The sequence below is a fragment of the Aureivirga marina genome (assembly GCF_015767265.1).
In the GTDB taxonomy this organism is placed as follows: domain Bacteria; phylum Bacteroidota; class Bacteroidia; order Flavobacteriales; family Flavobacteriaceae; genus Aureivirga; species Aureivirga marina.
Genome location: NZ_JADPIB010000005.1, coordinates 331,719 through 357,843, shown reverse-complemented (window position 1 = coordinate 357,843; position 26,125 = coordinate 331,719). Strand labels below are relative to the sequence as shown.

The window sequence follows — 26,125 nt, the reverse complement described above, 5'->3', positions numbered from 1 at the left end:
TTTTTGATGTTTTATTTTTAAAATAAATAAAAAGGTATGATTTTTATTAAGACTAAATAACTGTAAGAAGAATTGGAATAATCATAATAATATGAAATTTAATAATCAACTTTTTATATAAAAATAAAATTTTAAGGATTTTTAACAGAATTCACCTAGAATTTTGAAGAGGGATTCTAAATACTTTAATAAAAGATATTTGAATTTTGATAAAATAAAATTGTAATGTGCATATTTTTATTTAAAATTTATTTATTTTGTCATTTTAACTTAAAATTATAATTATTTCTAAATTTTTTATGAAAAAAATTACCCTCGTTTTTTTTATGCTATTTGTCTACGTAGCAGTAGCGCAAACGCATACTATTGTGGTGCATCCGAATAATCGTGTTGCTTCACTACAAATGACCCCAGAAGAATACCAAAGTTGGAAAGCAAATGATGATTTTGGAGATAACACCAAAAGATATGCTTTAACCCAAGATTTATATCAAAAATTTGGAGATGACTTTGATTTTATTTTTTACGTTTTAAACGAAGATAATGTACCCTCTACATTAAATTACTATGGAAAATTAATTGGAGTTTCAAACGACATTCAAGGAATTGGCTCTAATATCTATGATAATTCAGGAAATCATGGATCAAACGGAAAATTACAAGCAATTATGCAATTAAGTTCAAAAAGTAGTATTCAAAATGGACCTGCTTTACACGAATTGATGCATAATTGGGGAAATTATATTCTTACAACAGATGTTCCAGGTCACTGGGGATATACTGGAGGAAGTGGAAAAGGACAATTAGGAGGTTTTAAACAAAGCACACTAGTTGAAAATGGAAATAACAGCTATACTGTAGGAAGTTTTGGTTTGAATGCAAATGGTGGAAATTCGGTTCCATTTACTGATTTAGAACTTTATTTAATGGGATTAATTCCAGCTTCTGATGTAGAAGATTTCGATGCTTTTACAGGAATTACAAATTTACAGTATAATCCAAATGGAACAGATACGTTTACAGCTGCTACTAGAGTAACGCATAATGGAGCAACAATTGTAGCAGAACATGGAGCTAGAGTTCCTGATTATCAGACTTCTCAAAAAGAGTTTAAATTGCTTACCATAGTCTTAACAGATACGCCATTGACAGACGAAGAATGGGATGTTTATGATGGACATGTAGAAAGATTTGGAAGAAATGGAGATAATGGAATTGCAGGAAACTATAATTTTTGGGAAGCAACAAACGGATTAGCAACTTTAGACGTAGATAATATTTCGGATGATGTAGAAACACCTACACCAATTATTTTAGAAGAAATGGCTTCTGGTATTGTGGATGTTTCTCAAGGATTAATTACAAGTGGAGATATTGATGGAGATGGAGATATTGATTTATTTGTTGCAGGAAGATTAGCAAATGAAACAACTGTTTCTAAGATTTATAAAAATAATGGAGTTGGAACATTTACAGAAGATACTTCAAATAATATTCCTGCTTTTCGAAGAGGAACAGCAGATTTTGGAGATGTTGATGGAGATAACGATTTAGATTTGGTTGTTTCAGGAATTTCAAATGGAATTTTAACCGCAAAACTTTACTTAAATGATGGAGCAGGAACATTTAGTGAAGCTGCAACACAACCAGAATTTGTAAATGTTTTTGAAGGAAGTACAGAGTTAGTTGATATTGATGGAGATAATGATTTAGACATTGTTTTAACAGGAAAATACAATCAATTTGCAAATACAAACTTTACTGGATTATATAGAAATAACGGTTCAGGAGAATTTACTTTAATCGAAAATACAAATTTACCTAATGTAGGGTTTGGTGAAATTGCATTTTTAGATGTTGATGGAGATAATGATATGGATGCTGTAATTTCTGGAGAGACTAATCAAGATTTAAATGGAGCGACAATTAAAGTTACAAAGCTTTATAAAAATAATGGTTCAGAAGTATTTACGGAAGCTGAATCTTGGGAAGGAATGTTTAGATCAAATATTTCTGTAGGAGATATTGATAATGATAATGATTTAGATGTAATTGTTTTCGGTTATGTCCCTTCTGCTTATTTAAGTAAAACGATTGTTTTAAAAAATAATGGAACAGGAACTTTAGTAGAAGATGAGCAAGCGCATGTTGTAAATGCTTCAAGAGGTGATTCTGCTTTAAAAGATTTTGATAATGATGGTGATTTAGATTTAATCATCACAGGATATGCAAGTACGGGAAATAGTTCAAATATTACATTTACGAAGCTTTATGCTAATATTGATGGTAAATTTTATTATGTATCAAGTTCTATTTTAAACGAAGTAAATACTAGTAAATTAGTTGTTGAAGATATTGATGGAAATGGATTAAATGATTTAATTATTGTAGGAAGTACGTATGCTAATAGTGTTACAACGCCATATACGGATGTTTATAAAAATATTACAGATGTTGAAACTGCAATTCCAAATTATTCTTTAGATCCAATTACAGCTGAATGTTCGTATAATTATACTACTCCACCAACAATTACAACAGTTGGAGGAGAAACAGTAACAGGGACAACTACAGATAATACGAACTTTACAAGTGCAGGAACACATCAAATTACTTGGAATTTTGAAGAAACTTCTGGAACAACTTTTTCTGTAGTTCAAGAAATTATTATTGAAGATAATACAAATCCTACAATTCCTTCTCTAGAAATAATTACTGCGGAATGTGAATATACAGTTGTAACAAATCCAACTACAACAGATAATTGTGCTGGAACAATTACAGGAGAAACTACTGATAATACTACTTTCAACACAGCTGGAACATATTATATTACTTGGATTTTTGATGATGGAAATGGAAATTCTGTTGAACAATCACAAACAATTGTAATTCAAGATACAACAGATCCAGTAATTCCAACTTTAGCACCAATAACAGCAAGTTGTTCTTATACATTTACTGAAATGCCAACAACGACAGATAACTGTGCTGGAGAAATTACAGGAACAACAACAAATCCTTTAACATATAATATTGTTGGAGAACACACTATTACTTGGACATTTGATGATGGAAATGGAAACAGTGTACAACAAACACAAACTGTTACAATTGAAAATGGAACAGGAGATTTAACTGCGCCAACTTTAGCACCAATTACAGCGGAATGTTCTTATGAGTTTGAAGAATTTCCAGTAGTTGTAGATGGATGTGCAGGAGATATTACAGGAACAACAACAGATGAAACTTCTTTTACAGATCTTGGAGCTCATGAAGTAACATGGACATTCGAAGATGGAATTGGTAATTCTGTTCAAGCTGTACAATTAATTATTATTCAAGATACTGAAGCTCCAGAAGAACAAGATTTAGATCCAATTGTTGCAAATTGTTCTTTAACAATTACAGAAATGCCAATTGCTATTGATGAATGTGCTGGTGAAATTACAGGAACAACAACAGATGATTTATCTTTTACAGAAGTTGGAGATTATTCTATCACTTGGACATTTGATGATGGAAATGGAAATACAAAAGAAGTAATTCAAGAAATTACAATTAATGGTGAAGGTGATTTTGTTGCTCCAGTTTTAGAAACTATTAATGCAAATTGTTCATATACAGTAGAAGAAGCACCAGTAATTGTTGGTTCTTGTGCAGGAGATATTACAGGAGAAACTTCTGATGCGACATCTTTTGATACAGCAGGAACTCATACAATCACATGGACATTTGATGATGGAAATGGAAATATTGTAGAGTCTGTTCAAACAGTTATTATTACTGTGGAAGAATTTACTGCTCCAACTTTAGAAACAATAGAAGCAAATTGCTTTTTAGATGCAGTAGAAGCTCCAGTTGTTGAAGATGGATGTGTTGGAACAATAACAGGTGTTACACCAGATGATACAACTGATTTCCATTCTCCAGGAGAATATACAATAACTTGGTATTTTGATATCGGAGATGGAAACGAATATCAATCTGTACAAACAATTATAATTACAGGAACGCCTTTAACGGCTCCAACATTAGCTCCTATTAATGCAAATTGTTCTTATACATTTACAACAAACCCAACAACTGAAGGTTGTGATGGAACTGTTACTGGAACAACAACAGATGATACGGAATTTACAAGTGTTGGAACGTATGAAGTTGTTTGGAATTTCACAGATGTAAGTGGAGCAGTAGTACAATCTACTCAAACAATTACAATTACTGATAATGAAGCTCCAATTATTCCTACTTTAGAACCGATCACTACTTCTTGTTCTTATACAATGGAAAATGCACCAACTACAACTGATAATTGTTCTGGTGTGATTACAGGAGAAACTTCAGATGATTTAACTTTCACAGGAAATGGAGAATATCAAATTACATGGACTTTTACTGATGCTAGTGGAAATAGTGTGGAAGCAGTTCAAACGGTGAATCTTGTAGATGATAATGAAGCACCTCAAATTTCAGACTTAGAGCCTCAAAATATTAGTTGTGGAGTGAATATTGAAACTCCTGTAGCAATGGATAATTGTTCTGGTGAAGTAGAAGGAACTACAACAGATGATTTAGATATTTCAGAAGTTGGTACATATATAATAACTTGGACTTTTGAAGATGAAAATGGAAATACAACTTCTGTTGACCAAACAATTATTATTGAAGATACAGAAGGTCCTATGATTCCTGTTATTCCTGTTACAAATGCACAATGTGAATTTACTGTTACTCAAATTCCTTATGCACCAGATTTATGTGGTGGATTAGTAACTGTAACTCATGATCAAGAAAGCTTGACTTTCAATACTCCTGGAACACATGAAATCGAATGGACTTTTGTAGATTCTAATGGGAATTCAAGTACAGCAATTCAAACAGTAATTATTGAAGATACAGAAGCTCCAATAATTCAAAATTGTATGACAGATCAAGTAATTGATTTAGAAAACGAATGTGACTACACAATTCCTGATTATACTACAATTCATAATTTTGATATCGTAGATAATTGTAATTCAGATTTTACAATTGTTCAAGAGCCAATAGCTGGAACAGTTATTTCTGAAAATACACAAGTAACTTTAACTGTTACAGATATTAATGATAATGTTTCAACTTGTAGTTTTAATGTTGAAATTACAGATACAGTTGCACCAAATATCGTTTGTCCTGAGACACAAAATATCTTAGCTGAAGATGGTGTTACATATACTTTAATTGATTTAACGGAAAGTGTTGAAATTTTAGACAACTGTGAAGGTGTTACGAAAACTCAAACTCCAGCTGCTGGAACTGTTTTCGGATTAGGATATCATGCAGTTACTGTTGAGGTTGTTGATGCTTATGGAAATGCAAGTTCTTGTCAATTTATCGTTCAAGTTGTGGATGATTTAGATGTTTCAGATTTCGATTACAAATCTTATTTTGAATTATATCCAAACCCTGCTATTGATGAGGTAACAATTAATACAAATACAATTGTAGATCAGGTTGTTATTTTTGATGTTACTGGGAAAGTAGTTCATAAAGAAACAAAAGAAGATATTCAAAAATTACAAGTTTCTAATCTTGCAAAAGGTGTTTATACAGTTCAATTTATCACAAGAAAAGGTGGACAGTATAGAGAAAAATTAGTAATTAGATAATTGAAATTATAGAGTGAATTTTTTTTAATATTCAAATTCCAGAGAGTTCTTAATTCTCTGGAATTTTTTTGTAAATAATTACATTTCTTTTCGTCAAAATGGATGTTAACAATTCAAAATATGTCAAAAGCTAGCTATCTTTTAATTGCTCTTTTTGTATTAATTTCATGCAAAAAAGATGAAGATTCATCTATTCTTCAAGAAGAAATTTGTTCTGTAGAATCTACTGAAAATAAAATAAATGGAGGTTCAATTCTTCAATTTCGCTATTTGTATAATGGAACAAATGATATGACTTACATGGGGAAAAAAACCGGTGCAAAATGGATTTCCATTTCTCCTTTGATAAGAGTGAAATTTGATTATAATTTAGAACTTGTTCGACCATATGAATTTCCAATTGAAAATCATGTTGAAACTATTCGAGCTTCAATTCCTGTGATTTTAAATAGTAATATTGATTATATTTTATTAAAACCTCTGACAGATTTTTCTAATAATATAAACGATTTTTGGGGAGATTTTTATGTAGAAACTGAAGAAGAATGGCTTGAAATTGAGGTAACATATTTTGAATTATACAAAGAAATGGCTAAAATTTCTTTGGATTTTCCACAAGTTAAAATGCTTTCTATTGGAAATGAATTACGTGAATTCGCCAAAAGAAGACCAGAATTTTTTAAATCTCTAATTGTTTATTTTCGTGAAAATTACCCAAATTTGAAACTAACATATGCAGCAAATTGGGATGAATATGAAGGAATTACTTTCTGGGATGAATTAGATTATATTGGTGTGAATTCTTATTTTCCTCTTGTAAATAAAAAAACGCCAGAAGTGGAAGAAATTGTCGAAGCTTTTGAACCAATTAAAAATAATTTAAAAACATTTTCTTGTAGCTATAATAAACCAATTTTATTCACAGAATATGGATATAGAAGTATCGATTTTGCTGCTTGGAAAGCTTGGGAATTAGAACCTATTGGTAGAAATAATGTAAATCATCAAGCACAAAATAATGGTTATGAAGGTTTTTATCAATCATTTTGGGATGAAGATTGGGTTGCTGGCGGATTTTTCTGGGAATGGGAAGTTTCATTTACAGAACTTGTAAGTGGGCATAATAATGGTTGGCAGGTTTCAGGAAAACCAGAAGTTCAAGAAATTATTAAAAAATATTATCTTCCTGAAAGTTTTGAAAATTAATATTTTAAGATTTTTTTTCTCTTTTTTATTTTTTTAGTGTTACAATTTTTAACTTAAATAGTCTTCTATATAAATCTACTTAAATAGCTATACAAGTTTTAAATTGTCGGTTTATTTATTCAAATCTTCTGAGTAAATAAGGAAATACAATTTTAGATTTCCATTTGTTTATTAACCAAAATACTAATAAAAGAAGATGAAAATAAAATATTTTATATTAAGCGTTTTATTTTTAATTTCATTTAAAAATCAAGCTCAAGAAAATAAAAAAACACAAATTTTAATTTTAGGAACACAGCATTTAAGTAATATAAATGGCTTTGAAACATTCATGCTGAAAAATGTCATCGACAAATTAGATACATATAATTTTTCTGCAATTGCACTTGAAATGATGTCAGGAGAACTTTTGAATGATTTAAAATCAAGAAAAGATCCTCATTTTGATGCATTATTTGAGTTTACAAGAGGAAATATTCGACTTAAATTTGCCAAAATGATGCAAGAAAAATTAGATATTTCTTTTAATATAGCTTCTGAAAAATGTTTTACTCTTACTCAAAAACAAAATTTATCTGATTTAGAAAGAGTAGAATTAATTCAAAATTTAATTGCCAAAGCAGATTTAGTTTCAGCGATATTACAATATAATTATTTACAAAATAAACAGCTTTTAAAAAGTAAACTTCCAAAAGAAATAGTTGATAAAATCACAAAAACGTACAATAAGAAAAATGAATTTTATTCGCTAGGAATGGAAATTGCTAAATTGGAAAATTTGCAAAAACTAGAGAAAATTGACAATTTTCAAGATGAAACTTTATTATATAAACACTTTCCAATTTTTAGTCAAGAGCTGAAAGAAAATGAACATTTAGCAAAAGAATTAATGGCGAATCCTCATTTTAAAAAGGTTTTTGAAATGGAGAAAGAAGGAGTTGAAAAAGGTGATTTATATAATCTATATACATATTTAAATAGTGATGAATTCAAAAAAAATGATTACGAAGTTCAATGGAAATTTTGGTTGAAAACGAATTTTAAATCAAAATCAGACAAAGCAAGATTTGCACTTTGGGAAATGAGAAACCTACAAATTGTTGCAAATATAATGCGAATGAGTACTTTTTATTCTGGTGAGAAAATTTTAGTAATTATCGGAGCTTCTCATGTATCGTTTTTAGAAAAATATTTAAGTCAAATTGAAAGTGTAGAGCTTTTGAAATTTGAATAAAAAATTCAGTTTGTTTTTTCCCTTATTTTATAGGTTAAAGCTGTTTCCAAGAGGAAGCAGCTTTTTTGTTTTTAATGTATTCAATTGATTATGTGTTAAAAAAATATAAATAATGCATTTTAATCTGTATTAAATTATGTAAATTGAATACAAATCTTAAAATTAAATAATATGATTAAAAAAATTACTCTTACATTATGTTTATTATTTACTTTCAATTTATTACAAGCACAAGTTGATTATACGTTTGAAAGTGTTGAATTTTATGATTATGCTTTTATTCATAATCCGATTTCAGTTAATAATGGAGAAATTTGGGACAATTTGGAATATGAAATTCCTATAGGATTTCCAATTACAATTAACGATGAAGAATATACATCAGTTCATTTGACCAATTATGGTTCAGGGGGGCAGGTATTTCTAAAAAACCAAGGAAATAATGATGAAGTTATTATAGGAATATCATTATTTGATTTAGTTGATAGAGGCTCTAATAACGTTTCTGAATCACCAATTTCTTATGTTTTAAATGGTGCAGTTGGAAATAGAATTTTTAAAATGCAATGGAAAAATGCTGGTTTTCAATTGCCAGATTTGGCTGATAGTTATATCAATTTTCAGCTTTGGATTCATGAAAATTCTGGAAATATTCAATTATATTATGGTGATGTAAATGTTTCATATCCAGAATTACTTTATAATAATTTTAATGTTCCTATTACTGGTGATGCAATTATGTTAGGAACTGTTAATCTTGTTAATGAGACTATAAATGTTATTAATGTTTATGGTGATATTGATAATCCAGATGTACATAATATCACGCAAAATCCAGATATTTTATCTTTTGAATCTTTGATTCCAAATAACACACTTGTTACTTTTACTAAAAATGATGAATCAATCGGAATTGAAGAAAACATTTTAGATGAAATAAAAATTCTTCCTAATCCAGCTGATAATTTTATTTCTTTAAATTTTGATTCTAATAAAAATAAGATTAAAAGTGTTGAAATTTATAATTCTTTAGGGCAAAAAATGAAAGAATTTAAAACGATAGAAAATCAAATAGATGTCAGTGATTTTCCAACAGGAAATTATATAGTTAAAGTTCTGACTGATAAAGGAATTAAAAATAAAAAAATGATAATCAAATAAGACTTTTTAAAAAGCTGTTTCAATTTGGAACAGCTTTTTTTTCAAATAAAAGAAATTACAATTTTTTCAGTTAATTATTTAATATGATTATTTTATAATATTTAAAAAAACAATAATTAGATTATAAAAACCTTAAATATTTAGTATGAAAAAATGAATTTTACAGTTTTTCTATTTCTTTTAACATTAATAAGTTCTTGTAGTAAAGATGATGATAATCAAGAACCTACAAATCAAAATCAACAAAATGATACTACCGAAATACTTTATACTTTTCCTGAAGAAAGTGAACTTCATGAAGGAACTTGGTTACAATGGCCACATCAATTTCAATACGGAGAAGAGTTTCGAGATTTTTTAGATCCTGCATGGATTGCAATGACAAAAGAATTAGTTTCTAGTGAAAATGTTCATATTATTGCTTACAATGAAATTGAAAAAAATAGAATAATTGACTTATTAAATGTAAATTCAATAAACTTGACAAATGTTGATTTTAAAGTTTATCCAACGGATGATTTTTGGATTCGTGATAATGGACCAATTTATGTTCACGATAAAAATGGAAATTTAATAATTCAAAATTGGGGATTTAATGGTTGGGGAAATAAAGCTGAATTTTCAAAATGTAATCAAATTCCACAAAAAATTGGAAATGACCAGAATAGAACTGTAATTAATCTTGAAGATTTAATGATTAATGAAGGTGGAAGCGTTGAATTGGATGGAAATGGAACATTGATGGCTTGTAAAAGTTCGATTTTAAATGTGAATAGAAATCTGAATTTAAATTTAGAGAAAGCAGAAGAAATTTTTACAAAATATTTAGGAGCTACGAATTTTGTTTGGTTAGAAGGTCAAGCAGGTTTGGAAATTACAGATCAACATATTGATGGTTTTGCTCGTTTTGGAAATTCGACAACTATTGTAACCATGAATAATAATGATTTATTGGAATTTGATGTTTTACAGTCAGATATTGATAAATTATACGCCGCAAAAAATAAAAATGGAATTGCATATAATTTTGTAAAATTACCTCTTACACAAAATAATGTAAAAACTACTTATAATTTAGATTTAGGATATAAAGGTTCCTATTGTAACTATTATATCGCAAATACTAAAGTTTTAGTTCCAATTTATAATGATCCAAATGATGCTGTTGCGATTCAAAAATTGCAAAATTTGTATCCAAATAGGGAAGTAGTTGGAATTGATTTTAGAGATGTTTATGCAAATGGAGGAATGATTCACTGTGTGACGCAACAACAGCCAGCTGAATAAAATAAAAAAGAGTAAGGTTTAATTTCCTTACTCTTTATTTTTAATAATTAATCTGAAATTCTATAGTGTCTGCTTCTTCAAAACTTGGAATTTCAACTTTGGAAATCAATTTTTCTAAAACATTTTCAGGAATTGGAAATTCTCTATTTTTATTTTGATTTAAAAGTTTTTTATAAGGAACTTCGATATAAATAATTCGAACTTTAGCATTGTAATCTTTACATAAAGAAATCCATTTTCCACGCATTTCTTTTGTTAAGTTCGTTGCGTTAAACACAAAAGTTTTTTTCTTTCTTAAAAATTGTTTTGCTTGCTCTTTTCCTTCTTGAATTACCCAACCATTTTTCTTTTTATCTGTTGGAGAAACTTTATGTTTTCGTCTAATTTCATCTAAAGAAAGCATTGGAATTTCCTTAAAATTATTAGTTATAAAAAAATCTTTTCCACTACCTGGAAGAGCAGAAAGAATAATAACTTCAAATTCTGAAGTTTCAAATGGAACAAAATCTAAAAAACTATTTTCTTTATTTAAATAAAAATATCTAGAATAATCAGTTTTAAATTTTTTTGATTTTCCGTAACAATCATTTTCTAAACATAATTCTTTAAATAAATCAATTTTTAGAAGTAAATCTTCTTTATCGGGACAAATTCGACCTAAAACATCTGCTTTTGCAATGATTTCTAAATATTTTGTATTCACTTCCAGACTTATTTTAATCAATGATTTTTGTACATTTTCTTTTTCAATTGCCCAAATTGGAAATCCGTGATAACGAACTAATTTTGCAATTTCTTCTCTGGTAGAAAATGGAATATCAAAATTTTTATATAAAATAATTCTAGTTGTAAATTCTCCTTTTTTTGCATGATTTGGAGAAATAATCCGTTCTTTTCCATCCAAAATTTCCGTTGTGGTGGTTGAACGTTTTTCAATATCATGCATCAAAGCTGCTGTAAATAAAATATGTTTTTCAGTGATATTTAATTGCTTAAATTCTTGTAATGACAAAAGAGCATTTATTACCATTTTTGTGTGAATCATCACATTTCCTTCTCCGTGCCAAATTGGATCTTGAGGAATATTTTTCATGTCTGAAAACCAAGAATATACATTTTCTATTTCTTGCCAATCGACATAATTATTTTCTGCGTTAAAATATGGGAATCTCCAGTTCATTTTTTTGTTAAATAGGAAAAGTTATACCATTTGTATTTTTCATAATTTACCAATGTTGCAGGTTTCCAATTTTTAATCCAATGCACATCTGTTTTTACATGTGAAGGACGAACCAATTTGCATAAACTATCAAATTCATTGGATGCAACGGGTAATATTCCATTATTTGTTTGAAAAGCTTCATTATTTCTAATAACAAACCCTTCCGAACATGGTTTTTTATTTTCAGGATGGAATCCACCAAGTTTTCCTGAAGTATTTGTATATTCAAGCCAAGACATACCAAGATTTTTTGTTAGCCAAGCATCAAAAATTTCATTTTCATTTTTAAATTTTTGATAAAAATCTTTTAAAGTTGACTTAATTTTAATCTCAGGAACTGTTGGGAAATCAAGCATAGAAGCATAGAATTTTACTTCTTCCCAAGAAAGCCAAACACCATTTTCTCGAACAGCAAAAACATAGAAAAACGATTCTAAATTTGCATAAGCAATAGAATGAATTCCATACATATTTTCGCCAAAAACTTCTAAATTTCCTAGATCATTTTTCAATAAATTCCAACGATCTTTTAAAGGTTTATCCCAAGGAAGTTCGCTAGGAGCAGCGTGAGAACGAGCGAAAACACCATATTTGTTCAAACAATTATTTTGTCCATCTAACTTTTCTGTAAGAATTAAGTTTTTGAATTGGCTAAATATTTTTACATAGCCATTCGGCATAAATCGATCATCAGAAGTTGTTCCTTGACTGATTTGTGCATGTAAACTTCTACAATATTTTTTTGAAATTGACATTTCTTTTTAATAAAATACATTTTAGAATATGTGAAAATCACGATTATTTTATTCTAAAATGTGAATTAATACTAAATTTTTTGAATTAGGATTGTATAGTTGAAGTATAGAAATAGAAAACTGCTTTTCTAAAAAGAAAAGTAAATTAGAATATAGTTTTCACTATACAATCATTGAAGAAATGTAGAAGATTACATTTTTTGAGTCTTAAAAGTGTTCTTAATTTTTTACAAATGTATAAAAATAAAGAAAAGAAATTCTTTTTTTACACAAAAAAACTCATTTCAAAATGAATTAAAATGAGTTTTAACTTAAAATATTTTCAATAAAATTAGAAGTTTGCATTAATAAAAGCAACTAATTTTGTGTAAACATCTTGGAGATTTTCTTCACTCCAGTTTGAGTGATCTTGACCTTCATAAAGATAATGTTGGTGCGTAATATTTAAATCTTCCAATTTATCTTTTAAATCTAAACTTTGCGAAGTAGGAACTAATTCATCGCTATCTCCATAAAATAAAATTGTTGGAGGTGCAGCATTATCAACTACATAAAAAGGACTTGAAAGTTGGAAATATTCAGGATTAGAAGCAGGAGTATTTCCTGTAGCAATTTCTACTAAAGTGAAAAGATTCGTAATTGCAGAATCTTCAGAATTTGTATAATTTTCATCCAAAAAGTTAGTTGGACCAACGATACTTGCAACAAAACCAACATTTTCATTGTATTTAGAATCAAAGCTATAAAGCATTGATAAATGTCCACCAGCACTGATTCCTATTAGGCCAAAATTTTGGGAAATATTATATAAATCATCTTCTTCAATTAGAAAATTAACAACAGAATCAATGTCTTGAACCATATTGTCAAAAGAAAATTCGGCATGTGAAAGATATCTATAATTGATTGTTGCTATTGCATAATTTGGTAAAAGCGATTGAATTGCAGGAACCAAATCATTTAAATCTTCTTTATTTCCACTTAACCAAGTTCCTCCATGAACTAAAATCAATGTTTTAGTACTTTCTTTTGTTCTATTTGCAGGAAGATATAGGTCGAATTTTTGTCTAGAATGTTCTCCATAGGTGATGTTTTTTTTAGAATACGGTTCAGCTGTATCAATTGTATTATCAACTACAGTTGTTGTATCATCATCGGAAGAACAAGCAACTGTGAAAAGTAACAATAATAAAATTGTGAAATGTTTAATTTTTTTAGATAGAACTTTCATGTAAATTTGTTTTTAGTTTAAATAAGTAGTATTCATGTCTAAAATTATTAAAATTTACGAAGATAATCCTAATCCGAAAGAGATAAATAAAGTGGTAGAAGTTCTAAGGAAAGGAGGATTAGTTATTTATCCAACTGATACAGTTTATGGATTGGGTTGTGATATTACGAAAACCAAAGCTTTGGAGAAGATTGCACAATTAAAAGGTGTGAAATTAGAGAAAGCGAATTTTTCATTTATATGTAGTGATTTGAGCAATTTATCTGATTATGTAAGACAAATTGATACATCAACATACAAAATTTTGAAAAGAGCTTTACCTGGTCCATATACATTTATTTTACCAGGAAATAATAATTTGCCAAAGGTATTTAAGAAGAAAAAAACAGTTGGTATTCGTATTCCAGATAATAATATTGCAAGAGAAATTGTAAGTCAACTTGGAAACCCAATTGTTTCTACATCTATTTATGATGAAGATTCATTGATTGAATATACGACAGATCCAGAATTAATTTTCGAGAAATGGGGAAATATTGTGGATTTGGTAATTGATGGTGGATATGGTGACAATGTAGCCTCAACCGTGATAGATGTTTCTGAAGGATATCCAGAAGTAATTCGTGAAGGAAAAGGAGACATTGATTTTTTATAAAAGAAAATACAAAAACGGATGTTTGATTTTTAAAATCAAACATCCGTTTTATATAATTTAAAATGAGTTTTTACAACCTTTTTAATTTTAATATCCCTCAGAAATATTTCTCAATTTATTTTTAGAAAGAATTCTAATGTACTTACCTTTTAATTCGATAAGTTGTTCTTTTTTGAAATTAGAAATAAGTCTAATTGCTGACTCTGTTGCAGTTCCGATTGTATTTGCAATTTCCTCACGAGTTAGAAGAACATCAATAAATCCATCTTTGTCCACTCCAAAAATTTCTTCTAAACGTAGAAGTGTAATTGCTAATCTTTCTTTAACTGGTTTTTGTGCCATCTCAGAAATGGAGCTGTTTGCTTCATTAAGTTGATGGGAGATATTTTTCATTAAATGTAAAGAGAAATTATTATTATCACGAATAGTATTCAATATTTCCTCTTTAGGGATGTAACAAGCCCTTAAATCTTCCAAAGCAGTTACAGTAAGTCCTGCTGGTTCTTCACTTAAAAGTGATCGGTGTCCCAAAATGTCTCCTCCTTTAGAATATTTGATAATTTGATCCTTTCCATTGGAGTTTAATTTTGTCATTTTACATTTTCCATCTTTGACACAAAATAAACCATTTACAGTGTTCCCTTCTTTTAATAAGTTATCACCTTTTTTAACTTTTACAGAAGTCTTTAATTCCGAAATCTTTTTTAGTTGATCTGGTGTCAAAGTTTTTAGTGCATTCATTGATTTGATTACACATAATTCGCATTCACTCATTTCCTTGGGGGTATTAAAAGATGTAATTCATATCGCAAAATTACTAATTATAATGATAAATATCATATTTTAGGCAAAAATATTACAGGAAATTTGTCAAGAATTAAGTGAATAAATTATGAGTAAAGGGAATTGTTATCACTGTGGTACGGATTTTACCACGGAAATAATACCATTTGATGAAAAGGAATTTTGTTGTAATGGGTGTAAAACGGTATATGAAATTCTGAATGTAAATAACTTAAATTGTTATTACGATTTAGAAGCTGCTCCTGGTACAATTCCTACGGAAATCAAAGGAAAATACAACTATCTTGACGAACCAGAAATCATATCTAAATTAGTAGAATTTGATGATGGAGATACGACAGTTGTAACACTTTATGTTCCTGTAATTCATTGTAGTTCTTGTATTTGGATTTTAGAAAATTTACATAAATTAAATGAAGGTATAAAAACTTCAATTGTAAATTTCCCGAAAAAAACAGTTCGAGTTACTTTTAAAAATGAAGAAACTTCTTTAAAAGAAATCGTTGAACTTATAACGTCTATCGGTTATGAACCATATATTAGTTTAGAAGACGCTGATAATAATAAAAGAAAAGTAGATAAAACTTTAATCTATCAAATTGCAGTTGCAGCTTTTGCTTTTGGAAATGTAATGTTGCTTTCCTTTCCTGAATATTTTGAAGTAGAAGAATTTTGGTTAGATAAATATAAAGTGCTTTTCCGTTGGATTATGTTCTTTATGTCTGTTCCGGTTGTTTTTTATTCTGCTAAAGATTATTTTATTTCTGCTTATAAAGGACTTTCACACAAAATTTTAAATATTGATGTTCCTATTGCATTAGGGATTTTTGTACTTTTTGTACGAAGTTCTGTGGAGATTATTTTCGATTTAGGAACTGGTTTTTTTGACAGTTTAACAGGTTTGGTTTTCTTTTTATTATTAGGGAAATTTTTCCAACAAAAAACGTATTCTTTTCTTTCTTTTGAACGTGATTATAAATCGTATTTTCCAATTGCTGTAACGAAATTAAATAAAGAAAAAGAAGAAAATATTTTAGTCCAAGATATTGAAATTGGAGATCGACTTTTGATTCGAAATGAAGAATTAATTCCAGTGGATGGGATTTTAATTAATGGAGAAGCAATGTTGGATTATAGTTTTGTTACTGGAGAATCTTTACCTGTTGGGAAAAAATCTGGTGATAAAGTTTTTGCAGGAGGAAAGCAAACTTCTGGTGCGATAGAAATGGAAGTTTTAGAAACCGTTTCTCAAAGTTATTTGACGCAGCTTTGGAGTAATGATGTATTTAATAAAAATGAAGGAAAAAATATTAAAAATATTACAGATTCGATAAGTAAATATTTCACTTTAGCGATTTTAATTATCTCAACTTCAGCTGGAATATTTTGGTATTTGAAAGACCCGATTATTGCAATTAATGTAGTGACATCTATTTTAATTATCGCTTGTCCATGTGCATTGGCATTATCTGCGCCTTTTGCTTTAGGAAATATGCTTCGAATTTTTGGAAAGAAAAAATTCTATTTAAAAAATGCCGAAGTCATTGAAAAAATAGCTAAAATAAATACTCTAGTTTTTGATAAAACAGGAACGATTACTTCTAATGATGAATCTAAATTAGAATATAGAGGAGAACCATTGACCAAAGAAGAAAAAGCAAGAATTAAGCTTTTAGTTCGTTCTTCAAATCACCCTTTAAGTAGAGCTTTATATGATTTTATAGAAGAAAATACAAGTGAAGAAACGACATATGATTTTCAGGAAATTGTAGGAAAAGGAATTCAAGGAGAAATCAATGGAAATTTCTTTAAAATTGGTTCTGCTTCGTTTGTAAATGCTGAAAAAGATACATCATTTAATACTTCGATTTATATCGCAATTAATAAAGAGATCAAAGGAAAATTTGTTTTCAAAAACACGTATAGAGAAGATGTAGAAAATGTTTTTAAAACATTGAATAATCATTATGAATTAGTGATTTTGTCTGGAGATAATGAAGGAGAAAAGAATTATTTAGAAACTGTTTTGCCACAAAATACAAAATTGATTTTTAATCAAAAACCAGAAGATAAATTAGAGTTTATCAAATCACTTCAAAAAGAAGGTAAAAAAGTAATGATGATTGGTGATGGATTAAACGATGCTGGAGCTTTAGCTCAAAGTAATGTTGGAATTTCGATTTCAGAAAATATTAATGTGTTTTCACCAGCTTGTGATGCGATTTTAGATGCTTCATTATTTTCTAAATTACCTAACTTTTTTAAGTTGTCCAAACAGACAATGTCTATTATTGTAGCGAGTTTTACGGTTTCCTTTTTATATAATTTTGTAGGAATGTACTTCGCTTTAACAGGAAATCTGATTCCTGTAGTTGCTGCAATTTTAATGCCTTTAAGTTCTATTACAATTGTGGTTTTTGTAACTGTTTTGACCAATTTTTTCGCAAAAAATGTGTAAATTAGAAATCATTTGATAATCAGATGTTTGTGTGTAATCGAATAAAAAGGAAATAAAACAGCTGATTGAAAATGTATTATTTATAAAAAGTCTAAATATAAGAGACCTTATTATATTCTATTAATTCTTGACTTTCATTGAAAGATTGAGAAATTAATAGAATGTTTAGTGTATTTTATTTATTCGATAAAAAGGTAATTGAGATTTTTTTAAAATAATAAATTACATGATTTAAGTCATGTTTTACCCCACAGTGATAGCCTACATTTGTAACAAGTAAAGAAAAAAGTGAAATCATGGAAGTAGTATACATTACAATAGGAGTGAGTATTATAGTAGCTGTCGGATTTTTCATAGCTTTTATAAAAACCGTTAAGTCAGGTCAATATGATGATACTTATACGCCTGCCGTAAGAATGCTATTCGATGATGAGCTTGTTCTTGAAAAGGATGACCAAACAAATGAACAAATCAATAACGAAAACTAACTAATAATTATTTATATATGGAAAAAGAACAATTTTATTATGACAACAAAATTGTTAAGATGTTCCTATATGCTACCGTTTTATGGGGAGTTGTAGGAATGTTAGTAGGGCTAATTGTTGCTCTTATGTTTATCTTTCCAGAAATCACGGGTGGAATTTCGTGGTTAAGTTTTGGAAGATTAAGACCTTTACACACAAATGCGGTAATTTTTGCCTTTGTTGGTAATGGTTTCTTTTTAGGAATGTATTATTCAATGCAAAGACTACTGAAAACGAGGATGTTTAGTGATGCCTTGAGTAAAATTCATTTCTGGGGATGGCAATTAATTATTGTTGCTGCGGCGATTACGCTTCCTTTAGGGCTAACTTCTTCTAAAGAATATGCGGAATTAGAATGGCCAATTGATATTGCAGTTGTTTTAATTTGGGTAGTAATGGGAATCAATATGATTGGTACTATCTTAAAAAGAAGACAAAGACATATTTATGTAGCAATTTGGTTTTATATCGCAACTTTAGTAACAGTAGCTGTTCTTTATATTTTCAATAACTTAGCTTTACCAGCTTCAGCATTTAAGAGTTATTCTGTTTATGCAGGAGTTCAAGATGCATTAGTACAATGGTGGTATGGACACAATGCGGTAGCATTCTTCTTAACAACACCTTTCTTAGGATTAATGTATTATTTCGTGCCAAAAGCTGCAAACAGACCAGTATATTCTTATAGATTATCAATTGTTCACTTCTGGTCATTGATTTTCATTTATATTTGGGCAGGACCACACCATTTATTATATACAGCATTACCTGAATGGTCTCAGAATTTAGGAACTGTATTTTCAGTAATGTTGATTTTCCCATCTTGGGGAGGTATGATAAACGGATTATTAACATTGAGAGGAGCTTGGGATAAAGTAAAAGATAGCCCAATGTTAAAATTCTTCGTAGTTGCGATTACAGGTTATGGTATGGCAACGTTTGAAGGACCGATGTTATCATTCAAAAACTTAAATGCAATTGGACACTACACAGATTGGATTGTAGGTCACGTACACGTAGGAGCATTAGCTTGGAATGGATTTATGGTTTCAGCGATTGTTTACTACTTAGTAGAGAAATTATTTAAAACAAATTTATATTCTAAAAAATTAGCGAATACACACTTCTGGATTGGAACATTAGGGATTTTATTCTATGCAATTCCTTTATATGTTGCAGGATTTACACAAGCTTCAATGTGGAAGCAATTTAATCCAGATGGAACGTTAGTTTATGGAAACTTCTTAGAAACAGTTACACAAATTATTCCAATGTATGCGATGCGTGCAATCGGAGGAACACTTTACTTATTAGGATTTATTTTATTAGTAATTAATGTTGTTGCAACTGTAAGACAAGGATCAGCAGTAGAGGATGAATTAGCAGAAGCTCCAGCTTTAGAACCAGTAAATGGAAGAAGAGCAAAAGGAGAGAAAGTTCACTCTTGGCTAGAAAGAAAAACGGTTTTATTTACAGTATTAACTACTGTAGCGATTTTAATTGGAGGTTTAGTTGAGATTGTTCCAATGTTATTGGTGAAAACAAATATTCCTACAATTGAAAATGTAAAACCTTATACAGCATTAGAATTACAAGGTAGAGATATATATATCAGAGAAGGATGTAATAATTGTCACTCTCAAATGATTCGTCCATTCCGTTCTGAAGTAGAAAGGTATGGAGAATACTCTAAAGCAGGTGAATTCATTTATGATTATCCATTCTTATGGGGATCTAAAAGAACAGGTCCAGATTTACATAGAGAAGGAGAAAAGTATAATGATAACTGGCACTTTAATCACATGATTGACCCAACTTCAACTTCACCTGGATCGATTATGCCACGTTACCCATGGTTAGCAGAAAATGACATGGATATCTATTCAACAGATAACAAAATGCAAACAATGGTGAATTTAGGTGTACCTTATACGAAGTTTGAAGTAGAAAATGCTATTTACTTATTAAAAGATCAAGCGAAGAAAATCGAAGAAAATCTTAGACAAGATCCTGAATATGTAAAAGTATATGGAGATGCAAATATGGAGAACAAAGAAATTATCGCTCTTATTGCATATTTACAGAGATTAGGAACAGATATTAAAGCAAACAACGAATAGTATGTTAAAATTTATCAAGCATAATTTGACATCCATTGACGGTATTGAAATTTATCCGATAATTTCATTAGTAATTTTCTTTACCGTGTTTGTTGGAATGTTTATTTGGGTGTATAAAATGCCTAAAAAGCGTACAGAAGAATTAAGTAATTTACCTTTAGAAGACGACAATTAAAAATTAACGATATATATGAATAACTCGAATAATACATCTGCTTGGAAAAGGTTTTTAAAAGCCATGACTAGAGCAAACGATTTAGATCGTGAGGATGAAATTTTAATGGATCATGATTATGATGGAATCAAAGAGCTAGATAATGTTCTTCCACCTTGGTGGCTTTGGGGATTCTATATCACGATAATCATTTGTATTTTTTATGTTGGAAATATTATTTTCTTCGGAGCTTATAACCAACATAAAGAATTTGAAGATGAAATGGCAAAAGCTGAAGAAGAAGTTGCTGCCTATAAAGCTGCAAATCCTGACTTATTTAAAGTTAAAAGACTTACAGATGCAAAGGATTTAGAAGCTGGAAAGAAAATTTTTAATGCAAACTGTGCTGCTTGTCATGCTGTTGATGGTGGTGGTGGAATTGGACCAAATTTAACAGACAATCATTGGATTTTAGGTGGTGGATTTACAAATGTGTATAACACTGTAACAAATGGAGGAAGACCTGGAAAAGGAATGATTGCATGGAAAAACTCTTTAGACCAAGAACAAAGACAACAAGTTGCTAGTTATGTTTTAACATTGCAAGGAACGAAACCTGCAAATCCAAAAGAAGCCGAAGGTGATGTTTGGACTGGAGGTGAAGAATAATAATATTAGTTAGTTTTTAGGAAACTAAGATATTTTTAGTTAGTAGTAGTAAAGAGGCTGTTTTTGAAATAAAGGATTTAGTAGTTCCTTTCAAAAAGCAGCCTTTTTTAAGCTAACATGACGGTTACAAATAGATGTCTTTTTAGATTGAAAGTGAAGGATTTAATTTGAATTGGTATTGAATTTGATGAAAAATTTGAGAAATCAAAGTCTATGTATTAATCATAAAAGTAAAGAGAATTTTTGATGGTAAGATTTTGCGTGTTACTTATTATTAAAAAAAATCTTAGAACAAATACTTTTAATTAACATAATATATTAATGTATTATGGCACAAGATAAAGAATCATTCAGGGATTCAATTGGAACAATAACTGAAGAAGGAAAAAGAAATTATATTCATCCAAAAAAGCCAAAAGGAAAACTATATAAATATAGAACCTATGTTTCTTGGCTTTTAGTTGCATTTTTATTTGCTGCACCTTTTATAAAAATAAATGGAAACCAATTTTTACTTTTTAATGTTTTAGAAAGAAAATTTAATATTTTCGGATTTCCATTCTGGCCACAAGATTTTTATTTGTTGGTAATTTCTATACTAACAGGAATCGTTTTTATCACACTTTTTACCGTAGTTTTTGGAAGAATTTTTTGTGGATGGATTTGTCCGCAAACTATTTTTATGGAAATGGTATTTCGTAAAATAGAATATTGGATTGAGGGAGATAGAAATAAGCAAATAAAACTAAGTAAACAAAAATGGAATGCTGAGAAAATTCGTAAGAAAGGATTAAAATGGTCGATATTTTTCTTGATTTCATTTATTATAGCAAACGTATTCCTAGCATATTTGATAGGAGGAGATGTTTTGATAAGTGATATTTTAGAAGGACCTGCTGCAAATTTGAGCACATTTATAAATTTAGTTTTATTTACGCTTGTATTTTATTTTGTTTTCGCTTGGTTTAGAGAACAAGTTTGTATTGTAGTATGTCCTTATGGTCGATTACAAGGTGTTCTTTTAGATAATAAATCGATTAATGTTGCTTACGATTATAAGAGAGGAGAAGGAGAAAATGGTAGGAAGAAATTCCGTAAAAAAGAAAATCGACAAGAATTAGGAAACGGAGATTGTATCGATTGTATGCAATGTGTGAACGTTTGTCCTACAGGAATTGATATTAGAAATGGAACACAATTAGAATGTGTAAACTGTACTGCATGTATTGATGCTTGTGACGAAGTAATGATAAAAACAGGGTTTGAACCAGGTTTAATTCGCTATGCATCAGAAGATAATATCGCAAAAGGAGAAAAATTTAAATTTACACCAAGAATTATTGCATATTCTGCGGTACTTTCACTTTTATTAAGTATTTTTGTTGTGTTACTGTTCTTAAGAAATGATGTAGAAACCAATATATTACGTTTACCAGGGCAATTATATGAAACAAAAGGTGACACAATTAGTAATATTTATACATTTAAATTCATTAATAAAACAGTAAACGAGATTGAAGATGTAACGATTCGTTTGATTTCTCCAGAAGGATCTGTAACGATGGTTGGAGGAACATATAATGTTCCAAAGCAAGAGTTAAAAGAAGGAACGTTATTCATCAAAATCGCTAAAGACGATCTTAAAAAGTCCAAAGAAAAAATTGAGTTAGGAGTTTATTCGAAAGGAGAATTAATCAATACAACAAAAACTAATTTCTTAGGACCAAAAAAAATAAATAAATGATAGTAATGATTTTATTCAAAAGAACGCAAATAGTTTGTTAAATAATAAACTTTTCTGTAACTTTAGATATTATTACGTTACTATATTTACGATAATGTTTAATAGATGTTTTTTTCTTGGTTTGGGAGGTTTTAATTAATCTCTCGAATCAAGATTTTTCTCAAAAAAACTCTCTAACTATTCCAAAAAAATTCCATAATTTAATAAATAAAACTTCTGATTAAAACATGATAAATCTTATGTTTTCAGAGCTTTGTTTGTATTAATTTTACTCCATAATAAATTACTAACTAATTCTACAAATTGTAGAAAACAAAACTAAAACTACTAATTATGAAATTTAACTGGGGAACTGGGATTGCACTAGCTTTAGCTGCATTCATTATTTTTATACTCTCTTTCGTTTATCGTGTTATGTTCAACGATGAATACAATCATCATTTGGTTTCTGATGAATATTATAAAGAAGAATTGCATTATCAAGAACAAATTGATAAAATGAATAATGCAAACAACTTAGAAGAAAACCTAAAAATACTACAAACAGAAAAAGGTTTAGAAGTTGTTTTTCCAAAAGAATTTGATACAAATAAAATTCAAGGAACTATTTATTTACAAAGACTTTCTAAAAAAGAATTAGATATAAATGTTCCAATAGAATTAATGTCAAACGTTTTAATTATTCCTAAAGAAAAACTTTTAGAAGGAAGATATGATGTGAAAATTGATTGGACTTATAACGGAAAAGGATATTTATTCAAGAAAAAAATAAGATACTAATATGCTATATTCTGCACTTATACTTGGTTTTTTAGGAAGTTTTCATTGTATTGGAATGTGCGGACCAATTGCATTTATGTTACCAATTGATAAGAAAAACAAATGGAAAGGAATTTTTCAAACGTTGTCTTATCACATTGGAAGATTTACAGCTTATAGTATCATTGGATTATTATTTGGAGCAATTGGAAAAGGTTTATATTTAGCCGGATTCCAACAAAGATTAACTATTTTAATTGGAGTTATTATGATTATCATCGCTGTTACTCCAGTAAAAATTTTTAATAAATACAATTTTTCTAAACCAATTTATTTTCTAATCTCAAAAGTTAAGGAAAGGTTAGGTTTTTACTTACAAAAAAGATCTGCAAAAAAGATATTTTTGATAGGTTTCTTTAATGGATTTTTACCTTGTGGACTTGTTTATGGAGCTGTATTCGGTTCTATTTCAATGGGGTCAACACTTGAAGGAGCACTTTATATGTTGTTATTTGGATTGGGAACATTACCTTTAATGACTACAGCTATCTATGTTGGAAACTTTGTAAAAGTATCTTTAAGAAATAAAATTCAAAAATCTATCCCTATATTTGTTGCTATTGTAGGATTATTATTTATATTAAGGGGGCTAGGATTGGGAATTGATTACATTTCTCCATCTGATGCACAGTTAAATATCTCTAATAATTCAAATACATGTGTAATTGTAGAAGATGCAAGCAACAACAATGGACGATAACAAACAATCAGTATCAGAAGAAACAAAACAATTCAAACTTACTAAAGAAGATTTTTTAAAAGCTACATCACTAGAAGAATTAGATGCAGTTATTAAAGAAAAGGAAATTGATATTTCTTATGTGAAAAAGAAATATGAATATCAACAAGAATTACAACTTCTTCAAATTGAATTGGTAAAACTTCAACAATGGATTTCTAAAAACAAAAAGCGTGTAGTCGTTATTTTTGAAGGAAGAGATGCTGCCGGAAAAGGAGGTTCTATCCGTCGTTTTTCCGAGCATTTAAATCCACGTTCAATGCGTTTAGTTGCCTTGACAAAACCTACAGAAGAAGAGCAAGGACAGTGGTATTTTAGAAGATATATTAAAGAATTACCAAATCCAGGAGAAATTGTTTTTTTTGATAGAAGTTGGTATAATCGTGCTGTTGTAGAGCCTGTGATGGGTTTTTGTACTTCGGAACAATATAAAAAATTCATGGTGCAAGTTCCAGAATTTGAACACATGCTTTATGAAGATGGCGTAACAATTGTAAAATTCTGGTTTTCCATTTCAAAAGAAGAACAGCAAGCAAGATTTTTATCTAGATTAAAAAATCCTTTAAAAAGATGGAAATTTAGTCCAGTTGATCAAAGAGGACAAGAATTATGGAATGACTATACATTCTATAAAAATCAAATGTTTAGTAAAACACATACTACTTATAGTCCTTGGATTATTGTGAAAACAAATGATAAGCAAACTGCAAGATTGGAAAGTATTCGTTACGTACTTTCTCTATTTGATTACGATGGAAAAAGAGATGCTAACATCAATATTTCTCCAGATCCAAACGTTGTAATGCGTTATTTCCGTTCATCTCAACAATTAGACTAAATTACCATGGAAAAAAATCATATTTCAGATTCGGATTTAAAAAAATTAAATTCAAAAAGAGGATTATTAGCTCTTTATAATGGAAATTCTTATAATTTACAAAAAGCAATTCGTTATTATGATTACGAAAAGCAATTGAAAAAATTACAGGTTGAATTGATCAAGCTTCAAACTTGGGCAATTCAAAATGAAGAACGAATTATCATCATTTTTGAAGGAAGAGATGCTGCTGGAAAAGGTGGAGCAATTCGAAGAGCGACAGAAAGAATGAATCCAAGACATTTACGAATTGTCGCTTTACCAAAACCTACAGAAGACGAAAGATCACAATGGTATTTTCAGAGATATGTAAATAAATTTCCAAAAGCTGGAGAAATTGTTTTCTTTGATAGAAGTTGGTATAATCGTGCTGTTGTTGAACCTGTAAATGGATTTTGTACACAAGAAGAGTATAAAGTTTTCATGTCTCAAGTAAATGATTTTGAACGAATGATTGTTCAATCTGGAATTCGTTTGGTAAAGATTTACATGTCAATTTCTAAAAAGGAACAGGAAAAACGTTTTGTGGAAATTATGAATAATCCATTGAAACAGTGGAAGATGACTCCTGTGGATGAAAGAGCACAAGAATTATGGGATGTGTATACAGAATATAAAAGGAAAATGTTCGAAAATACCAAAAACACGAACTTACCTTGGAAGATTATAAAAGCAAATAAAAAAACATCTGCAAGAACCGAAGCAATTCAACATATTTTAAAATCAATTCCTTACGATAAAGATATTGAAGTTTAATTATTTAGAATAAATCTATACTTAAATACGATTGTTTTGTTAATAAATTATTAATT

At 29.0% G+C, this 26,125-nt stretch carries 20 protein-coding genes; 16 read left to right on the top strand and 4 right to left on the bottom strand.

Going from position 1 to position 26,125, the window contains the following annotated elements; translation table 11 throughout:
• The first annotated feature begins 326 nt into the window (after positions 1–326).
• From I1A51_RS12790 to I1A51_RS12770, 5 genes are all read left to right on the top strand, one after another.
• Positions 327–5,651, top strand: coding sequence for a T9SS type A sorting domain-containing protein (locus I1A51_RS12790; RefSeq protein ID WP_196894488.1), 5,325 nt, complete (start codon positions 327–329; stop codon positions 5,649–5,651).
• A gap of 120 nt (positions 5,652–5,771) precedes the next feature.
• Positions 5,772–6,857, top strand: a complete 1,086-nt coding sequence (locus I1A51_RS12785) for a glycoside hydrolase family 113 (protein ID WP_196894486.1) — start codon at positions 5,772–5,774, stop codon at positions 6,855–6,857.
• 196 nt (positions 6,858–7,053) lie between these two features.
• Positions 7,054–8,091: a DUF5694 domain-containing protein gene (locus I1A51_RS12780; protein ID WP_196894484.1), complete on the top strand. Its 1,038-nt coding sequence runs from the start codon at positions 7,054–7,056 to the stop codon at positions 8,089–8,091.
• Between the two features lie 171 nt (positions 8,092–8,262).
• Entirely contained in the window at positions 8,263–9,252 is a 990-nt protein-coding gene (locus I1A51_RS12775; protein WP_196894482.1) for a T9SS type A sorting domain-containing protein, read from the top strand.
• 153 nt (positions 9,253–9,405) lie between these two features.
• Complete coding sequence (locus I1A51_RS12770) at positions 9,406–10,539, top strand: agmatine deiminase family protein (RefSeq protein ID WP_196894480.1); 1,134 nt, start codon at positions 9,406–9,408, stop codon at positions 10,537–10,539.
• A 40-nt stretch (positions 10,540–10,579) separates the two neighbouring features.
• On the opposite strand, the gene I1A51_RS12765 is transcribed toward I1A51_RS12770, so the two are convergent.
• The 3 genes from I1A51_RS12765 to I1A51_RS12755 form a co-directional block, all read right to left on the bottom strand.
• Entirely contained in the window at positions 10,580–11,719 is a 1,140-nt protein-coding gene (locus tag I1A51_RS12765) for an AAA family ATPase (protein WP_196894478.1), read from the bottom strand.
• Positions 11,716–12,516: an RNA ligase family protein gene (locus I1A51_RS12760; RefSeq protein WP_196894477.1), complete on the bottom strand. Its 801-nt coding sequence runs from the start codon at positions 12,514–12,516 to the stop codon at positions 11,716–11,718. Before I1A51_RS12760 ends, I1A51_RS12765 begins: the two co-directional genes overlap by 4 nt.
• A gap of 331 nt (positions 12,517–12,847) precedes the next feature.
• Positions 12,848–13,747: an alpha/beta hydrolase gene (locus I1A51_RS12755; protein ID WP_196894475.1), complete on the bottom strand. Its 900-nt coding sequence runs from the start codon at positions 13,745–13,747 to the stop codon at positions 12,848–12,850.
• Between the two features lie 34 nt (positions 13,748–13,781).
• Between I1A51_RS12755 and I1A51_RS12750 the strand changes: the two genes are divergently transcribed.
• Positions 13,782–14,402 (top strand): L-threonylcarbamoyladenylate synthase, encoded by a 621-nt coding sequence (locus I1A51_RS12750; RefSeq protein WP_196894473.1) that lies wholly within the window; start codon positions 13,782–13,784, stop codon positions 14,400–14,402.
• 87 nt (positions 14,403–14,489) lie between these two features.
• Here the strand turns inward: I1A51_RS12750 and I1A51_RS12745 are convergent, their stop codons facing one another.
• A complete protein-coding gene (locus I1A51_RS12745; RefSeq protein WP_231374030.1) occupies positions 14,490–15,143 on the bottom strand; it encodes a Crp/Fnr family transcriptional regulator in 654 nt (217 codons plus the stop codon).
• 151 nt (positions 15,144–15,294) lie between these two features.
• Between I1A51_RS12745 and I1A51_RS12740 the strand changes: the two genes are divergently transcribed.
• The 10 genes from I1A51_RS12740 to ppk2 (I1A51_RS12695) all read left to right on the top strand — a co-directional run bounded on the left by I1A51_RS12740 (position 15,295) and on the right by ppk2 (I1A51_RS12695) (position 26,069).
• Positions 15,295–17,664 (top strand): heavy metal translocating P-type ATPase, encoded by a 2,370-nt coding sequence (locus tag I1A51_RS12740; protein WP_196894471.1) that lies wholly within the window; start codon positions 15,295–15,297, stop codon positions 17,662–17,664.
• 296 nt (positions 17,665–17,960) lie between these two features.
• Entirely contained in the window at positions 17,961–18,152 is a 192-nt protein-coding gene (gene ccoS / locus I1A51_RS12735; protein ID WP_196894470.1) for a cbb3-type cytochrome oxidase assembly protein CcoS, read from the top strand.
• A 17-nt stretch (positions 18,153–18,169) separates the two neighbouring features.
• Complete coding sequence (gene ccoN / locus I1A51_RS12730) at positions 18,170–20,311, top strand: cytochrome-c oxidase, cbb3-type subunit I (RefSeq protein WP_196894469.1); 2,142 nt, start codon at positions 18,170–18,172, stop codon at positions 20,309–20,311.
• Between the two features lies 1 nt (position 20,312).
• Positions 20,313–20,486: a cbb3-type cytochrome oxidase subunit 3 gene (locus tag I1A51_RS12725; RefSeq protein WP_196894468.1), complete on the top strand. Its 174-nt coding sequence runs from the start codon at positions 20,313–20,315 to the stop codon at positions 20,484–20,486.
• A 15-nt stretch (positions 20,487–20,501) separates the two neighbouring features.
• Positions 20,502–21,134 (top strand): cbb3-type cytochrome c oxidase N-terminal domain-containing protein, encoded by a 633-nt coding sequence (locus tag I1A51_RS12720; protein WP_196894466.1) that lies wholly within the window; start codon positions 20,502–20,504, stop codon positions 21,132–21,134.
• A gap of 328 nt (positions 21,135–21,462) precedes the next feature.
• Entirely contained in the window at positions 21,463–22,878 is a 1,416-nt protein-coding gene (gene ccoG, locus I1A51_RS12715; RefSeq protein WP_196894464.1) for a cytochrome c oxidase accessory protein CcoG, read from the top strand.
• Between the two features lie 333 nt (positions 22,879–23,211).
• A complete protein-coding gene (locus I1A51_RS12710) occupies positions 23,212–23,658 on the top strand; it encodes a FixH family protein (protein WP_196894462.1) in 447 nt (148 codons plus the stop codon).
• Between the two features lies 1 nt (position 23,659).
• The gene (locus tag I1A51_RS12705; RefSeq protein ID WP_196894460.1) at positions 23,660–24,397 is read left to right on the top strand and encodes a sulfite exporter TauE/SafE family protein; all 738 of its coding nucleotides are present in this window, start codon (positions 23,660–23,662) and stop codon (positions 24,395–24,397) included.
• On the top strand, positions 24,372–25,274 hold the full coding sequence (gene ppk2 / locus I1A51_RS12700; RefSeq protein ID WP_394369307.1) for a polyphosphate kinase 2: 903 nt from the start codon (positions 24,372–24,374) through the stop codon (positions 25,272–25,274). The genes I1A51_RS12705 and ppk2 (I1A51_RS12700) overlap by 26 nt, the downstream gene beginning before the upstream one ends.
• A 6-nt stretch (positions 25,275–25,280) precedes the next feature.
• Positions 25,281–26,069, top strand: a complete 789-nt coding sequence (gene ppk2 / locus I1A51_RS12695; RefSeq protein WP_196894458.1) for a polyphosphate kinase 2 — start codon at positions 25,281–25,283, stop codon at positions 26,067–26,069.
• Positions 26,070–26,125: the final 56 nt, after the last annotated feature.

Excerpts from the sequence above, each read along its gene's own strand:
- I1A51_RS12750 (WP_196894473.1), top strand. The coding sequence starts at position 13,782 with ATGTCTAAAATTATTAAAATTTACGAAGATAATCCTAATCCGAAAGAG.
- I1A51_RS12725 (WP_196894468.1), top strand. The coding sequence starts at position 20,313 with ATGTTAAAATTTATCAAGCATAATTTGACATCCATTGACGGTATTGAA.
- I1A51_RS12780 (WP_196894484.1), top strand. The coding sequence starts at position 7,054 with ATGAAAATAAAATATTTTATATTAAGCGTTTTATTTTTAATTTCATTT.
- I1A51_RS12720 (WP_196894466.1), top strand. The coding sequence starts at position 20,502 with ATGAATAACTCGAATAATACATCTGCTTGGAAAAGGTTTTTAAAAGCC.
- I1A51_RS12705 (WP_196894460.1), top strand. The coding sequence starts at position 23,660 with ATGCTATATTCTGCACTTATACTTGGTTTTTTAGGAAGTTTTCATTGT.
- ppk2 (WP_394369307.1), top strand. The coding sequence starts at position 24,372 with ATGCAAGCAACAACAATGGACGATAACAAACAATCAGTATCAGAAGAA.
- I1A51_RS12755 (WP_196894475.1), bottom strand. The coding sequence starts at position 13,747 with ATGAAAGTTCTATCTAAAAAAATTAAACATTTCACAATTTTATTATTG.
- I1A51_RS12775 (WP_196894482.1), top strand. The coding sequence starts at position 8,263 with ATGATTAAAAAAATTACTCTTACATTATGTTTATTATTTACTTTCAAT.
- ccoN (WP_196894469.1), top strand. The coding sequence starts at position 18,170 with ATGGAAAAAGAACAATTTTATTATGACAACAAAATTGTTAAGATGTTC.
- I1A51_RS12785 (WP_196894486.1), top strand. The coding sequence starts at position 5,772 with ATGTCAAAAGCTAGCTATCTTTTAATTGCTCTTTTTGTATTAATTTCA.
- I1A51_RS12745 (WP_231374030.1), bottom strand. The coding sequence starts at position 15,143 with ATGAATGCACTAAAAACTTTGACACCAGATCAACTAAAAAAGATTTCG.
- I1A51_RS12710 (WP_196894462.1), top strand. The coding sequence starts at position 23,212 with ATGAAATTTAACTGGGGAACTGGGATTGCACTAGCTTTAGCTGCATTC.
- I1A51_RS12765 (WP_196894478.1), bottom strand. The coding sequence starts at position 11,719 with ATGAACTGGAGATTCCCATATTTTAACGCAGAAAATAATTATGTCGAT.
- I1A51_RS12790 (WP_196894488.1), top strand. The coding sequence starts at position 327 with ATGCTATTTGTCTACGTAGCAGTAGCGCAAACGCATACTATTGTGGTG.
- ccoS (WP_196894470.1), top strand. The coding sequence starts at position 17,961 with ATGGAAGTAGTATACATTACAATAGGAGTGAGTATTATAGTAGCTGTC.
- ppk2 (WP_196894458.1), top strand. The coding sequence starts at position 25,281 with ATGGAAAAAAATCATATTTCAGATTCGGATTTAAAAAAATTAAATTCA.
- I1A51_RS12770 (WP_196894480.1), top strand. The coding sequence starts at position 9,406 with ATGAATTTTACAGTTTTTCTATTTCTTTTAACATTAATAAGTTCTTGT.
- ccoG (WP_196894464.1), top strand. The coding sequence starts at position 21,463 with ATGGCACAAGATAAAGAATCATTCAGGGATTCAATTGGAACAATAACT.
- I1A51_RS12760 (WP_196894477.1), bottom strand. The coding sequence starts at position 12,516 with ATGTCAATTTCAAAAAAATATTGTAGAAGTTTACATGCACAAATCAGT.
- I1A51_RS12740 (WP_196894471.1), top strand. The coding sequence starts at position 15,295 with ATGAGTAAAGGGAATTGTTATCACTGTGGTACGGATTTTACCACGGAA.